The sequence below is a fragment of the Parcubacteria group bacterium CG10_big_fil_rev_8_21_14_0_10_36_14 genome (genome assembly GCA_002772895.1).
GTDB lineage: Bacteria > Patescibacteriota > Patescibacteriia.
Window position 1 is genome coordinate 52,646 of sequence record PFCS01000050.1, and the last position, 16,263, is coordinate 68,908.

Sequence of the window (16,263 nt, forward strand, 5' to 3'; positions counted from 1 at the left end):
ATTAATTTCCTGCTTTTATATATTCTCCCATTTTTTTAACAAGCGACTCTAAAGAATGATTTTCTTTAACAATTTTGCGCGATTCTTCTATCGATAAAAAATTAATATTTTTTATATATTCTGCAATCGCTTCCGGCGTTTCTTCTTTTGGAAAATCCGGTAATCCAATCGCTCTGGCATTGTTTGACGTTGTTACTACTTGCAGTCCGGCAAGCATCGCCTCTATCATTGTTTTATCAATAGTTTCTAAAGCCATATTTACCATAATCTGATATTGAGGATATATTTTTAAAAGTTCGGGCATTGGCACAGAACCCATCAGTTTTACCCTATCTACAAGATTTAATTCTTTAATTAAATCCTTTATTTCTTTTGCATAGTTATCCTCTAATTCACGACCATAAACTGTTAGGGTGTATTCATCAGGTAAAAATTTTAGCGCTTTTATTACCAAGTCGAGACGTTTTGAGCGACATACCCTGTGTATCGATAAGAGTTCTGTCTTTGCCCTTCTCTCGTTCTGAGGCGTAGCATTAAAATCCCAAAAACGCATGTCTATCCCATGTCCAGTAACTATCTTTTTAGGATCTCCTTCATACTGAGGCATACTATTTTTTGTTGCGCAAAAAAGACGTTTACAAAGCCAATGACTAACTCGTAAAGGAAAATGCATTGTATAATGGGTGTACCATAAATAAACAGGGGTATTTTTTATCCGCCAAAATAAAGCACCGGGTACAATCCATTTTGGATTCATATGAACAAATACCCTATCATAATCAAGGCTTAAAATAAGTTTTAAAAATATCAGCATTGACTTAAACTTACTAAATCCTTTTTCACGGCCTAAAGAATAAACTGGAAAATTGTCAGTATAAACCTCTTTCTCATGACAAATAACACTTATGTCAAAGCCTTGGCGTATAAACTCTTTCACCCAAAGAGAAGCGAATGCAAAATCATCATCTCGCTCATGTATCTTTGTGGTTATAAATAAAAGTTTCATATATTAAGATGTTCGGCTAATATGCCCATTATCCTTTTGCTTGCATTACCATCCCAGCCCATTATTTCTCCTTCTCTTTTTTTCCACTCACCATTCAAAACTCTTCCCACAGCTTCAAATATTTTTTCTTTATCTCTTCCCACAACTTCATTTGTTCCAAGTTCGCAAGTTACCGGTCTTTCTGTTTCTTCGCGTAAAGTAATACATGGCACATTAAAAATAGTCGTCTCTTCCTGTATTCCGCCGGAATCAGTTAAAACGAATTCGGCATTTTTTTGTAAATTTATGAAATCCAAATATGGTTGAGGTCCTAGAATAGTAAAATTTGCAGTCAAATTAAAATCTTTTAACGCTTTTTCTGTTCTAGGATGAAGCGGACAAATAACGGGTATACTTTTATTTATTTCATTGATAGCAAAAAGTAATTCTGCCAGATGTTTACCATCGCTTACGTTTTCCGTGCGATGCAAAGTTAACAAAGCATAACCTTTCGGAGTTAAAGAATTTTTCACAAGAGCATCAGACCTCTCAGATAAATCACCAAAATGTAAAAGTGTATCAATCATCACGTTACCACTAAAAAATACTTTATCCTCTGTAATGCCCTCTGCTTTCAAATTATTAACAGCGCTATTTTCGGTTACAAAAAGAAAATCTGACAGATGGTCTGTCATAACTCTATTTGCTTCTTCCGGCATTTTCCAATTAAAACTACGGAGTCCTGCTTCAACGTGGGCGACTGGAACATTTTCACTGGCTCCAGCCAAGGCTCCTGCTAAAGTAGAATTAACATCTCCGACAACAACTATCAAATCCGGTTTTAATGCTCTGATATATAAAGAAAGCATTTTTAAGGTCTTACCGATCTGCTCCCTTCTCGATCCAGAGCCTATGCCCAAGTTTGCCAAAGGTCTTGGCATTTTGAACTCTCTAAAAAATACTTCCGAAAGTTCGTCATCATAATGCTGTCCCGTATGTATTATTCCTATTTGCAACTTATCCGCATATAAAGAAGCCGCCCTTGTAAGGGCAGATATCTTCATAAAATTAGGTCTGGCTCCAGCTATAAATAGGATTTTCTTCATAATTCGAAAAAATTATTATTATAATATAATAGAGGAAAAAGGGCAAAAAGTCAATATTTGTCTAATTTTCCACAAATTTTAAAATATTTTCCGCTCTATTATCCCAAGAAAACCATTTTGCGAATGTCTCAGTATCTCTTACCGAGCCTGAATACTTTTCATAATTTGATAATACTTCTTCTATCTTATTACTCAAATCATCTGGATTGTCCGGTTCAAAAAAAACAACCTCTTTTTCACTCACCACCTCCCTTATGGATGGTAAATCAGACGCAATCACCGGTTTACCAGAAGCCATATATTCAAAAAGTTTTAGAGGTGAAGTCTCGCGTAAAGAAATACGTTCTCTGGCAGTATTTGGCAAAACTAAAACATCTGACGCTCTTAAAAAATAAGGTATCTTTTTATATTCTTGGTGCCCTAATATCAAAGTAGCATCATCGTTACCAAAATCTTCACGAAATTTTTTTTCATCTTCCCTTGTGCCACCAACAAAGACAGTCAAAACATCTCTGCTCATTTTTCTTGCCGCCTTCCCAAGTGTTTCCGCCCCCTTCCAAGAATACAGGTGTCCTGTATATAAAACTATTTTTTTATCTTCTGGTAAATTCAATATCTTTCTGGCTTCAGCTTTATTTTCTTTAATATTGAAAAAATCAAAATCAACTCGATTTGTTGCTACTAATATTTTTCCTTCATTAATGCCAAAGCTATTTATCAACTCCTGCTTTTTAAAAGCGTTAGTTGTGATAAATTTATAAATTTTTTTAAATGCAAATCTTGTTATTTGATGCTGATTTGGAGAATCGTGTATTTCATACACTACTTTTTTTCCAAATAAAGATAGAAAAAAGCTTGACCAAAAATCACGGCTAAAAAATAAATCAGCTTGAGAAAAAGCCAATCTTAAAGAAACAAAAATCGCAAAAGAAATATTCTGAAAATAAAAGGCAGCTCTACCAAAAAGCCATTGCATCGGCAAAAAATCCAAAGAAAATATTTTTTTAATTTTAAAATTCTTTTCTACACCATAAAAATCAAATGGATTTTTTTTAATATAATTAATCCGCCAAGGCGACCACAAAACAACCTGGTGCTTTTTGCCCCAGGCCTCGCACATTTTCATAATTTGTCCGCCATGCGCCTTTTCGGTCGGCATCCTGACATTAGCGATATAAAAAATCTTCATTTTGATTATATTATAATTTTCTTATTCGTTTCCATTGCCTCAACATTTTATATATCCATATCATAAAAAATCCCGATGCGTAAAAATATAAATACCAGTCTATATGCCCTATGAGAACGGCTATAATAAGCACAAAAAACATTCCCGTGCCGGTAAAAAAATTTCTGTATATTAAATAAAATATGTTTGTGGGTGCCTTTTTATACTGGAGCCAACCGTAAGTCTTGCCTTGTTTTTCCGCGACAATCCTCTGCATTGCGTCATACCTAAACTCCGCAAGCCGAAATAAAAGCTTTGATACAGTCGCTATAAGGGTGGCTATTAAAGGCAGACGGTTTCCAAGAATCAATGACTGGCCGATACCTATCGGCAAAAAATAAAAGGCATACATTATGTCATGACTTACCGGCTCTACATAAGCGCCACCTATATTTCCTCCTTGAGCGGATTTTTTATAGCGCGCAACTTCGCCGTCACAAGCATCCAATATGAATGATATGAACATCAAAATAAGTCCAATTATATAAAAATTCACTCTTCCAAAAATAAATAGTGACACTCCTGACAAATAAAAAATAGTTCCAAGCGCTGTAATCTGATTTGGTGTAATAGGTGTATGGATAAAAACATGGGTAAAATAAATAGAAAAAATCCTGTTTATCCTACCCTCAATGCTTTGTGTTTGCCATGAAGGCGCGTATTCTGATTTTTGGCAAATCTTTCTAAGTTCTTTTATTCCCGACATAAAAAAATAGATTATTTTTTTAAAAGATAAAAATGTTTTGTCGGCACATCATATGGCGTAAAACTTTTTTCTATTTTCCAGCCTGTCGCTTTTATCCGACTCTCTACCCGCTTTAACGGATATCTTCTTCTACCCGGCTCCCAATAGTGCTGACCGTCAAATTTATGCGCTTTCATTGCCGGCATTTTTAAAAATAATTTTAACGGCGGTAAAAACGGTTTTTTCAAATAAAAATTACAAAGTGTTCTCCTTGCATCAGGAAGAGAAATAATCGCCCATTTTTTGGAAACCCTTGCCATTTCTTTAAGGCAAGCGTCAAATTTTTCAAACGGCAAATGTTCCAAAACCTCAGCCGCCAGCACGCAATCAACCGTTTCTCCTTCCATTGGTATTTTTTCTACCGACCCGACAAAATCCGGTTCAAGTCCTTTGTCTATATCCAGAGCCAAAACCGATTTGCCGGCTTTTTTTAAATAATCCTTTACAATCCCATTACCAATGCCAACTTCCAAAACAGACCTTGCGTCTATCTCTAATGCTAAATCTATCTGATACCAATAAGAAAGCCATCGTGCCTTATGGTTATAGCGTCTATTAAAATAATGATTTTTTTCTACTTGCAAATCCATGAGTTACTTTTGATATAATTCTTTTAAAAGTCCGGCAACATATTTTATCTGTTCTTCTCTAAGTTCAGGATACATCGGCAAAGACAAAATCTTCTTCGCAAGCCCTTCCGAAACCGGATAATCGCCATTCTTCCAACCAAAATCTGCATAAGCTTCTTGCAAATGTACCGGTATTGGATAATGAATTCCGGAAAAAACATCATGCTTTTTTAAATAATCCACAAGCTCATCTCTTTTTTCCGTCAAAATCACAAATAAATGATAATTATGCTTATTGTATTCTTCTTCTTTAATTATTTCCACTGGCAAGCCCGATAGATTCTCTCTATATAATCTTGCATTTTTTCTTCTGGATTCTATCCAATTGTCCAGATACTTAAGCTTTAAACCTAAAACAGCACCCTGAAAGCCACTCATTCTAAAATTCCCCCCGATTACGCTATGTTTATATTTCTCCAGCGCACCATGATCGCGGATTAATTTTACTTTGCTTATTAAATCGGCATTATTTGAAGCAACTGCTCCGCCTTCTCCATATGCGCCAAGATTTTTTCCCGGATAAAAGCTAAAAGCACCCACATCGCCTATCGTACCGGCTTTCTTACCTTTATATTCGGCCCCATGAGCCTGACAAGCATCTTCTATCACAAATAATCCGCGTTCTTTCGCAATTCTTAAAATTTCATCCATATCGGCACACTGGCCGTATAAGTGAACAGGTATAATTGCTTTTGTTTTTTCTGTAATAGTACTCTCTAATTGTGAAACGTCCATAAGCGCGCTTTCTTTGCAAACATCAACAAAAACAGGTTTTGCACCGGTTAAGGACACTGCCTCGGCTGTAGCTATAAAAGTATTCGGAACGGTTATTACTTCGTCTTCCGGACCTATACCTAACGCGCGTAAAGCGCAATAAAGGGCTGACGTACCGGAATTTACACATGCCACGGCTTGCGCCCCCAGATAATCGGCAAAATCCCTTTCAAAATTAAAAACTGCCGGACCTTGAATAAAAGCGCAAGAATCTAAGATACCCTCCAATGCGCTTTTTATTTCCCCTTTCATCGGTTGATACTGTGCCTCTAAGTCTATAAATGGTACTTTCATATATTTTATTATTTTTTTATGGCGTCTTTTGATAAAATCAAATGATAGCGCACAAACCTCCAAATAAATTTAATAGGTAAACTGTCTTTCGGATGCATAATTTTATCATATAGCGACTTTCGTAATATGTTTAGAGCTTTTAAAAAATTTATTACCGCTACTCTTGATCCTTTTCTAAAACCCAAACCGCTTCTTTTCTTTTTCATTATACTTAAATAATTATTATCTTTTATAATACACTCATCATAAGTAGGCCATCCGCTTATTGCAGTTGATTTTAGATATACACTTTTTACATTTTCGGGAATTATCAGTGTTTCATGAACAACTTTCTTGGGGTCAAAATGAATTCCGGTTTTAAGGTTAAACAACCTAGGATAATAATCCGGCATGAAAAAAGCGTATTTTATGATGCGTCCGCTTTTTAACAAAGGAGAACGTTGGATACATCCGATAATATTTTCATCCTCGGATTCGATAAAGCTGCTAATCTCATTTTCAAGCTCCGAAGTTATATATTCATCAGAGTCTATGTCAAAAATCCAGTCATAGCGGGCAAAGGACAGTGCCCTATTCCTCATCTCGGCAAAATTTGAAATACGCACATTAGGCTCATTGGTATCAACTTGCTTATAAACTGGGATATTATATTTTTTTGCTATTTCAAGGGTTTTATCCGTGCTGTTTCCATCAACAAGGTACACGTCATCAAAATTTATCAGGCTAGAAAGCAAACGCTCAAGCGTCTCCTCGTTATTTAATGTCAAAATTGGTACTGAACAAGCTATTTTCATAAAGTTGCAAAGACATAAATTTCTGCACACAATTCTGCAGGAATATCTTTACTTACATTATACAAAGCGCTAATCATTTTTGGCTCTAATCCATTCAATTGACTATTAGATAACATCTTAAGAAAAAAACCGCCTTTTTTCTTTATTTGCCAACCAGCACCTTCAATATCAGCAACAAGGCTCTTCATGTCATAAATTCTCTGATGACAAAACTTTATATCGCGTTCATTAAATTCATATAAATTTTCTAACATACCCATTTCCTTTCCGATTTGACGATGAAGAGATTGTGCATTTGGAACATTAATATATATCATACCATCTTCTTTAATTAAATTTTTATATTTTTTTAATAACTCTACAGGCTCATCAACTTCGTGCAACATACTAGAAAAAATAATTGCATCATATTTTTTATTCGATTCGAAATCAATAAATAGCGAATGATTAAATTTAATGGCTTCTGCCTTAGCTCCTAATTTTTTTTTCGTTGCTAAAATATAATGTTCGCCGCCTTCTACAACCTCTAAGGATTTACTAATTTCTAAAAGATTCTTAGTCATTAATCCGTTTGCGCACCCAAGCTCTAATGCATCTCCTAAATTTGGATAATTTTCTTGTAAACATCTAAAACGAAAATCAATAAAATAGCGATCAAAATCAACTTCCGTATTATAACACCCTGCATATTTATTTATTGAATCTTTAGTCTGCATATTATTTTATCCATTTTTCTTCTGGATGGTCATTTCTATTTTTTTTAGTTTGGGTTATTTCAATAAAATATTCCGGCAAGCGCACTCCGCATCCTTCCCTATACAAGGATCGTAAAGCTCCGTAAATATAATTTAAATGGCGCTCATTTAAGTTCTGATGGATTGGGAAAAAACATGCGTTATTATGATAATAAGCTCCGCATTCAATTCCAAAATGCCTGAGCCTGCCACTTACTTCAAGCATTTTTTCGTGGCTTCCAACCCTCAACATCAGCGCTGCCGGCACTTCGCCCAACTTTAATTCAAAAAAAGTTTCGAAACCTTCTTCTTTTGCCAGCTTTTCTAAATATCTATAATTATACAACCTCTTTTCCGCCGCTTCATCTTCTCCTTTTATAAATGCGGAAAGTTGTTCTTTTATTACCTCCCTTTTCTTAACGTCCAAACAATAAAAATTATCCCATATTTCCTTATCACTAAAGGACACGCCGACTAAAATACCTCCGTATTGGACGGGAAAAAATTTTGGAAAAGAATAAATTACATAATCGCCATATTGCCCGGCATCTCCGCTATTCCATGCATATGCACAGTCCTCAATAAGAGGCCAGCCATGTTCTTTGCACATTTGTTTTATCTCTTTTCGTTTGGGATGCAAAAAACCAAACTCATGTATTAAAATAACCGCTTTTGTCTTACTGGATATTTTGCGCGACCAGGAACATACCTCTTCTACGGTTGTGGAAACTCCGATAGACAAATAAGGTGATCCTGTTGTCGTGGTAATGAATACCTCATCATCCTGTTTTAGTCCTAAATATTTTAATACTGCAAAGATAGCATACTTTCCGCGAGGAAAATATGTAAAAGGCTTATGATCAAATTTTTCGCCAAGCTTTTTATCGACATCAATACCGTTATCAGGCATTGACCCAAGACTACTGGTATCAAAAGGGGTTATGTCTATTTGGGGGATTAAGTCGGGCGCATGGAAAATAGTAGGATACTCGTATGTCGCCCAATTTTTAAAAAACTCTTGCAAGGATGGCTTAAAAGAACACCCTATATCAAGATATCTAAATTTTGAGTTATGGTATTGCTCTACAATATTCCATATCATCAAACTAGGAATCCCAAACTTTTTTGCCTCTTCATTGGCGCCATTAAACCATAAAAATAATATATTATCCACTTCGCCGACAATCGTTCCTGCAACAAATTTACCATTTAAATAAGCAAACCATCCGCGCCAATTATCTTTAAACCCCCCTCCACCTAAATTCAAATCTGAATCTTGCGGATTGTACCATACTGTCCGAAAGAGGTCTATGTCGCTTTTTGTACCTGCAACTTTTTTTATTTCCAAACCGCTTAAATTTTTGGCCTTTACTATTGAGCGCTTTGCTCTGCGAGAAATCCTATCCCAAGCCAGCTCTTTATTCAGAATTAAAGAGCTACCAAAAGACAGACAGTCCTTTCCAATATATTTTTTTTGGAATATATCGCGCTTGCCGGGCATATTACCTATTGCGTTTTAATATTTTTTGAGTAGCCTCCAAAATACGGACCACCTCATAGCCTTCTTCTCCGCCGGTTAAAGAAGGTTTGCCATTCACCGCGCAATCCGCAAAATGGCTTATTTCTATAGCTAGTGCTTCGGACCGTTCCAATGCCGGAATATAGACATCACCGCTCCTGTATATTACGTCACTTGGTGTCTCACTTTTAAAATCCAAGTCTGCTCCATGATCATACACCTTGACTTTTTCAGTTGGTTCTATATCGTTATATAAAACCATTTTTTTGCTTCCGCCAATCAACATTTTTCTTATTTTAACCGGTGAGAGCCATCCTATGTGTATGTGCGCCATGGTCCCAGAAGGATATTCCAAATGAATATGCGCCATTTCCTCTACTGGATTTTCTCTGTTCTGCGTAACATAACTTTTCCCAAAAGCCGCCACAGACATAGGCTTTTCCTTTAAAATATAATTAAAAATCGAAAGATCATGAACTGCCAAGTCATAAATGACATTTACATCCGGCTGTATAAGCCCGAGATTAATCCTTTCGGAATCAATATACCTTATTTCTCCCAATTCATCAGCATTAATAAGCTCCTTTATTTTCCTGACAGCGCCAGTATAAATAAACGTATGGTCAACATGAAGTAATAAATTATTTTTCTTTGCCAATTCAATCAATTCTCTTGCTTCGGCGGATGTTTCAGTCATAGGCTTTTCAACAAAAACATGCTTACTCGACTCCAAAGCACGTTTGGCTAGCTTATAATGGCTCACAACCGGCGTTGCTATAAAAACAGCTTCAATATCTTTTGCCTTAAATATGTCTTCGGAATCACAAGTGGTTTTTATAAATGGAAAATTACTTCTTGCCCTTTCCAAAAGCCTGAGGTCCAAATCACATACATAGACCAAAGAAACGCTTGCGGACGAAGCTGCATTTCGTATCAAGTTTTTTCCCCAGTAACCTGCGCCAATAATTGCTATTTTTAACGGGTATTCCATATTTTATGTTAAAATTATATACATATACCTTACTCTATAATATATAGAGCGTCAAATATGATAATTTGAAAAAATATGAAAATAGTGGTAAATAGATACAAGGTCAATACAGCCACAAAATTATGCTCAAAATAATAATTGAAAAGCACAAAAAGAAACTGCTGGCATGCGCGGTGTTATTTATTATCGGTATTTTATCTGCCAATTTATTTTTCTTGGGAATATATATAAGAAACAACAAAAATATCTTGATTTTTGATTCTGCAGTACAATATCTCCTACCTGTTTATCGATTTATGCGCAAAAGTTATAATAACGCGATAAATACGTTCTATCTGCCAAAAACAATAGGGGCATCGGAAATACCCCACTACAAATTGACGATTAAAAAAAATCAGCTGGAAAAATTAAATAAAAATTTGCCTGAGTCGATATCCGATGCCGTTTTTAGCGGAAGTGTTTTCTTGGAGGACGAATATAAGAAAACAGTGCCCGCAATCTTTTCTTATGGTGACAAAAAATACGAAGTAGAGGTACATTACCGAGGTGACAACCCAAACCATTGGACCAAAGAAAAAAAATCTTGGCAAATAATATTCAGCCAGGAAAACTTATTTAACGGCCAAGAAGTGTTAAAACTTATATTGCCCATAGACCGAGGTTATCTTGCGGAGGCTCTAAATGCTTATCGGGCAAAAAAAATGGGTCTATTGGTGCCTGCGGACAATTTTGTAAATTTAGAAATAAATAAAAAAAATGCTGGCGTATATTACCAAGTCGAAGATTGGTCAAAAGGATTTTTGGAAAAACAACAAGTGCCGGCCGACTCCAGTATTTATACGACCAATGACGGTCTTATTAGCCTCAGAAAAGAAGAAAACCGCCAAGATACATCAGCCTTTGAAGATATAAATCTTTGGAAAAAAAATATATCTGATAAATTATTTACTTATAATAATTTTTCAGATATAAAAAAACTGGTCGAAATACTGCAAAGCCAAAATAAAGACGAAGCATACAAAATATTGCCACAAATACTTGATATGGAAAAGTTTTACAGCTGGACTAACGTTGCCCTATTGGTTTCAGGAGGCCATCAGGGAGGTAAAGGCAATATGCGTCTATACTTTAACAATAGTAGCGGAAAATTTGAACCAATCCCTTGGGATGTAACAATAAGAGATAGCGATGCGCTTTTTGAAGACTGGCAAAGTATCATCAATAACTTTATATATTCAAATAAAAAATTATTTTTTGAACAAAAAAAATCCCTGTGGAATTATTTAAGTAACGAAGATAATTTAAAAGACGACCTAAGCTTTTATGATAAACTTTATGAAACAACACGCCCAGCTTTTTACGATGATTGGATAAAAGTAGACAATAATTTAACCTTTGATAAAAAAATAAAAGAAATGCGCGATATTATTAAAAATAGGTTTAGTAATCTAAAAGATCTTTATAAAATTGATAATTCAAGCATGATTATAAATTATGACTCCGATATAAATCTGATAACGGCAACGACTAAAGCGGATAATTTCGCCGGCATAATGCTAAAAAGCCTTAAACTACCGACAGACGACAATATGTTTGTTGAAGCATTTGATGATTCCAATAATAATCTTAAACTTGATAAGGACGATAAAATCATAAAAACCGGCTACATCAATAAAAATGACAACACAATAAAAGATATTAATAAATTAATTTATGATAAAGATGAAGTGGCCATATTCATAAAAATTATTCCTTATGGAACACAGCAAAACGGCTTAAATCTTAAAAATGTAAAAATAAAATTTGACAATGCAATCACCAAAAAAGATATTGATATAAAAAGCATAGTCTTATCAGACGACACCTCTTTTAATTATCTTCCCAAGACTATCTATAGTCCTCGGCAATTTGTAAACGAAAATCCCATATTTAAAACAGATGGAGAAAAAATATTTCTACCCGCTGGCTCTTATACCATCACAAAAAATATAATAATTCCGCAAAAATCCCAGTTGATAATACAGCCTGGCGTTGTCCTAACCTTTTATCCAAAAATATCACTCATATCTTACAGCCCTGTTTCGGCAATTGGCTATTCCGATAGTCCTATTATATTCCAATCCGCCTATCAAGGGCAACCGTGGGGATCTTTTGGCATAGTTAATACCGAGAAAGAAAAAAACAAGCTACAATTTATAAATATATCCGGTGGTGGGAGTTCTTATATAAACGGTATTTTCTTTAGTGGAATGTTATCAGCCTACCATGCCGACCTTGAATTAAGCGATAGTTTAATTCAAAACAGCTCATCGGATGACGGCGCAAATGCAAAGTACGGAAATGTGGTAATAAAAAATAACAGATTTATAAAAAATAGTGCGGACGGCTTGGATATAGACTACGCAAAAGGAGAGATAAGTAATAATTATTTTAGTAGCAATGGCAATGACGGCATAGATATCTCCGGTTCTTCAATCAGTATTAAAAATAATACAATACTTGCATCAGGGGACAAATGTATAAGCGTAGGAGAGAATTCAAAAGAGCCGGTTATTTTTAATAATATTTTAAATGGATGTAATATAGGAATAGAATCAAAAGATTTATCAACCCCGGTTATTTTGAATAATGTCATTATAAATAATAATATAGGCATAAATGCCTATAGAAAAAAAGAGATTTTTGGTGGCGGATTTGGAAAAATATATAACAATATTATCTGGGACAATAAAGAAAATATAAAAACGGATGAATACTCACAATTCGAAGCTGATTACAACGACATTGAAACCAACTATTCAGGAGAGTATAACTTTTATGAAGAGCCATCTGAAAATTATTATAAACCGGGTTTAGAAAATTATCACGGTAAAGGAAACCGGGACATTCTAAAAAAATATCTTGAAATTAATCTTGAGGAAGCTCCGGTAGGGCTAATGTAAAACAAAAAACAACCAGAAATGCCACTATTTTTTAGTGGCATTTTTTATTTTATAAGCAAACCCATAGACTCCTAGGGCAATATATATGTATATGTACGGATTGACTGGTTGCCGGAAACGGGAATAAGACGCTACGCCTGTCGCCAGGACAAAATAATAAATTAAAAAAAGAAGGAATACCGCACTTATTCTATTGTCCTTGAAGCCAAATATCCAATAAAGCACACCAAACAAAGCGAATAAATTCAGTATCAAAAGTATTGCCTTGCCACCCAAAAATATGACCCCGCCAACTCCCCTATATTGTAGTACGGGAATTTTTAAAATATCTTTCCAGGAATAAAACCAAGTTTCAAAAACTACTCTTTGCTGTTCAAGCGGTGGATATATAGCAGCGGCTGTAGTAAAATAACTATCACCCAGAAAAAAAGGAATCATATTTGATAAATGAACCTCCATAAAAGCAATGGGATGAGCGGCAATGTACTTTAAAGTAACTAATTTTAGATCATTCATTTTTATGTCACCTATTTCTGCCACATTATCACCGACATTTAAATATGTCATCGTCAAATATTTTCTAAAAGCTACGGTTTTGCTTGCTGAAGATAAATCAAAAGTATTAAATAAAACTTTATTCCTTGCGGCCCAGGGAGAGATCAAAATTATAAATGCTGCAACCATCAACAATATGGCAACAAAATAGCGGAAAAAAGAGCAAAAATTTATTTTTTTAATTACTGCTAAGGAAAAAATTACAAAAACTAATAAAATAAATTGCGCGACCGGTCTCACATAATTAAGACATGCCAATAACGCGCCTGTCACAAGAAAAGCTAAAGGGTTGACCTGGCGGTTTATGAGAATCTTTTTTACAAAAATATAAACGCTAACTACCAATATAAAAGTAAACAATGTCTCGCTAAGCAACTGATTATTCCAATAAATCACAGCTGGTTCGCACGCATATATGGCCGCCGCTAACAGAGCTATTGATTTTTTTCGCAAGAGCAAAATACACAACTTATAAATAATAACTATAACAAAAAGCGCAAGTAAATCTTGGAATAAAACTGTGGGCCAGGCTACGGGAATAAAACGGTAAAAAATAGAAATAACAAAGGGATAGCCCGGCGTCCTAAAAAACTCATTCTCAAAAGGGGACGTTTCGTTTCTTGAAAAAACACTATGTTCAGATAGATTCTTTGCCAGTGTCAGATACTGCTCAGAATCCTCGCTGTTATGAGGATAAAAACCCTTATCTCCGAAATTATGTAAAATAAACCCAAAAAAAATTATGCGCAAAATGAGAGCCACCGCTAAAACAAGTAGCAAGCCTCTATTTTTCTTAATGAATTTTTTAATTCTAAGCATAATAGATGCTTATTTAAACTTCATTTGGGTTGACGGCACTTTGGCACCTCTACCAAAACCCAAAATCCACTTAATAAAAAATTTTGATATTGCTTTTATCGTATTCAAATCGTAAACGCCTATTTTATAAAAACGCCTCAAAATATATTTTGGACGAAAATAAAATGTTTTAAATGCTTTTTTATAAAATTCTTCCACTTTTTCCGAAGCAACGGTAGGCAATTCCATAATTGACTGAGAAAAATTATATTGGGTCCAATCCTCCGTTTTTAAATACCCCTCTTCTTTTGCCCAGTAGTACATTTCTGTCCCAGGATAAGGCGTGGCAATATTAAAAACCGCTAAATCAGGATCGAGCTCCACGGCGTAATTTAAAGTTTTTTGCATTGTTTCTTCTGTCTCTCCCGGATTGCCAAACATAAAAGCCAACCTACAATTAATCCCAACTTCTTTCGTCATTTTTACGACTTCCTCAACGCGTGGCAAATTTATACGTTTCCGAATATTTAATAAAATTTGCGGGTCAGCCGACTCAACACCATACATTATTTGATGGCAACCTGCCTTTTTTAAAATATCCAAAGTTTCTCTATCCACACAATCAACACGCGAAAAACAAGACCATGATATATTAACCTTTTCTGCGATAACCAGTTCACAAAATTCTTTTATATTTCTTTTCACCGCAGTAAAAGTATCATCGTAAAAAGATATTTCTCGAATTCCATGGTTTTTTTGTAATAATTTTATTTCATCTAAAAGACGACGCGCTGTAAAATATCTTATTCGCGGACCAAAGTTCTGATAACAATAGGTACATGTACCCGGGCAACCTCTCGTCGCTATAAAACCAAAAGCCGGCAATCGTTTGTATGCTCCTAGGGCTGGATGATACTTTTCCATCGGTAAAAGATGAGTAGGGAGAAATGGTAAAATATCCAAATCTACTAAAAATGGGCGTCTTTCATTATGGATAATTTGCTGATCTTTTTTATAAGATAATCCCAAAATTTCGCTCAAGGATTTACCGAAAACAAGCTCGTTCATAGCAAATTCTCCTTCATCACGAATAACATAATCTACAAAATCATTCGATAAAACCTCGTCAGGTCTTAATGTGGAATGGACTCCACCAAAAACAATTTTGCTATCTGGAAAAATTTCTTTACAAATTTTAGCGCTTTCCAAAGCATTATTTATAATTCTAGTTGTGCCGGTAAGACCAATAAAATCCGGCTTTTCTTTTAATCCTTCTAAACGCAGTTTCAACAACTCTGCCGTCAATTGTTCTGCACGCGCATCTATCATAATAACTTTTCGTGGCCCTTTTCCAAAAGAACTCCCGCAACTGACAATAAACCTATGGATGGGTAGCACGGATTTATAATTGACCATGCACTTATATTGTCTATAATCCAAGGAGGATTAATTAATAATACCTTCATAGCTTTAATCAAAAAAATTAAATTTTATAATACACCACAGGGCGCTAATAGCATCTTTCCAATTTATTTTTTTTCCCTCTTCATATGTCCTACCTGAATAGGAAATACCTACCTCATATATACGAAATTTATTTTTTGCAATCTTGGCTGTGATTTCTGGTTCAAATCCAAAACGATTTGATTGTAAAGTAGGACCTATTGTTTCTATTACTTTTTTTACAAAAACCTTATAACACGTTTCCATGTCAGTTAAAGTTAGATTGGTAAACATATTTGAAAGAAGTGTTAAAAATTTATTTCCCAATAAGTGCCAAAAATATAAAACACGATGGCTTCCTCCGCCAATAAAACGCGAACCATAAACAACATCTGCCCGCCCTGATAAAATCGGCTCCAAAAGTTTTGGATATTCCCCCGGGCTATACTCTAAATCAGCATCTTGAATTAAAAATATATCTCCGGTTGCCTCTTTGAAACCGCGTCTCAAAGCAGCGCCCTTACCCTGGTTCTTTTCTTGATAGAAAACCCTGTATCTATTCTCTAAACTCTTCAAAATATCACGCGTACTATCAGTTGAAAAATCATCAATTAAAACTGTCTCTTTTTCTATGTCCCCCAAATCCACAGCATCAATCCTCTCTAATATTTTGAGAATTGTTTTTTCTTCATTATAAATTGGAACAATTATTGATAATTTCATAAA

General features: G+C 34.9%; 14 protein-coding genes. 1 reads left to right on the top strand and 13 read right to left on the bottom strand.

The window, feature by feature from the left end; genetic code table 11:
• Position 1 precedes the first annotated feature (1 nt).
• From COU51_04085 to COU51_04130, 10 genes are all read right to left on the bottom strand, one after another.
• Positions 2-1,006, bottom strand: coding sequence for a hypothetical protein (locus COU51_04085; protein ID PIR66433.1), 1,005 nt, complete (start codon positions 1,004-1,006; stop codon positions 2-4).
• Complete coding sequence (locus COU51_04090) at positions 1,003-2,091, bottom strand: UDP-N-acetylglucosamine 2-epimerase (non-hydrolyzing) (protein ID PIR66434.1); 1,089 nt, start codon at positions 2,089-2,091, stop codon at positions 1,003-1,005. The genes COU51_04085 and COU51_04090 overlap by 4 nt, the downstream gene beginning before the upstream one ends.
• A gap of 61 nt (positions 2,092-2,152) precedes the next feature.
• Positions 2,153-3,280, bottom strand: coding sequence for a hypothetical protein (locus COU51_04095; protein PIR66435.1), 1,128 nt, complete (start codon positions 3,278-3,280; stop codon positions 2,153-2,155).
• A 10-nt stretch (positions 3,281-3,290) separates the two neighbouring features.
• The gene (locus COU51_04100) at positions 3,291-4,025 is read right to left on the bottom strand and encodes a hypothetical protein (protein PIR66436.1); all 735 of its coding nucleotides are present in this window, start codon (positions 4,023-4,025) and stop codon (positions 3,291-3,293) included.
• 11 nt (positions 4,026-4,036) lie between these two features.
• Entirely contained in the window at positions 4,037-4,654 is a 618-nt protein-coding gene (locus COU51_04105) for a methyltransferase type 11 (protein PIR66437.1), read from the bottom strand.
• A 3-nt stretch (positions 4,655-4,657) separates the two neighbouring features.
• Positions 4,658-5,761: an erythromycin biosynthesis sensory transduction protein eryC1 gene (locus COU51_04110; GenBank protein PIR66438.1), complete on the bottom strand. Its 1,104-nt coding sequence runs from the start codon at positions 5,759-5,761 to the stop codon at positions 4,658-4,660.
• 8 nt (positions 5,762-5,769) lie between these two features.
• A complete protein-coding gene (locus COU51_04115) occupies positions 5,770-6,555 on the bottom strand; it encodes a hypothetical protein (GenBank protein PIR66439.1) in 786 nt (261 codons plus the stop codon).
• Entirely contained in the window at positions 6,552-7,271 is a 720-nt protein-coding gene (locus tag COU51_04120; protein ID PIR66440.1) for a hypothetical protein, read from the bottom strand. Before COU51_04120 ends, COU51_04115 begins: the two co-directional genes overlap by 4 nt.
• A 1-nt stretch (position 7,272) precedes the next feature.
• Complete coding sequence (locus tag COU51_04125; GenBank protein PIR66441.1) at positions 7,273-8,790, bottom strand: hypothetical protein; 1,518 nt, start codon at positions 8,788-8,790, stop codon at positions 7,273-7,275.
• A gap of 1 nt (position 8,791) precedes the next feature.
• Positions 8,792-9,799 carry an oxidoreductase gene (locus tag COU51_04130; GenBank protein ID PIR66442.1) on the bottom strand — a complete coding sequence of 336 codons (1,008 nt, stop codon included), beginning with the start codon at positions 9,797-9,799 and terminating at the stop codon, positions 8,792-8,794.
• A gap of 122 nt (positions 9,800-9,921) precedes the next feature.
• Between COU51_04130 and COU51_04135 the strand changes: the two genes are divergently transcribed.
• Entirely contained in the window at positions 9,922-12,741 is a 2,820-nt protein-coding gene (locus COU51_04135; GenBank protein PIR66443.1) for a hypothetical protein, read from the top strand.
• A gap of 24 nt (positions 12,742-12,765) precedes the next feature.
• Here COU51_04135 and COU51_04140 read toward each other — a convergent pair whose 3' ends face one another.
• The 3 genes from COU51_04140 to COU51_04150 are packed head-to-tail and all read right to left on the bottom strand — an operon-like array spanning position 12,766 to position 16,260.
• Positions 12,766-14,115 (bottom strand): hypothetical protein, encoded by a 1,350-nt coding sequence (locus COU51_04140; protein PIR66444.1) that lies wholly within the window; start codon positions 14,113-14,115, stop codon positions 12,766-12,768.
• Between the two features lie 9 nt (positions 14,116-14,124).
• Positions 14,125-15,510, bottom strand: a complete 1,386-nt coding sequence (locus tag COU51_04145) for a hypothetical protein (protein PIR66445.1) — start codon at positions 15,508-15,510, stop codon at positions 14,125-14,127.
• Positions 15,511-15,564: 54 nt separating this feature from the next.
• A complete protein-coding gene (locus COU51_04150) occupies positions 15,565-16,260 on the bottom strand; it encodes a glycosyl transferase (protein PIR66446.1) in 696 nt (231 codons plus the stop codon).
• Positions 16,261-16,263 lie beyond the last annotated feature (3 nt).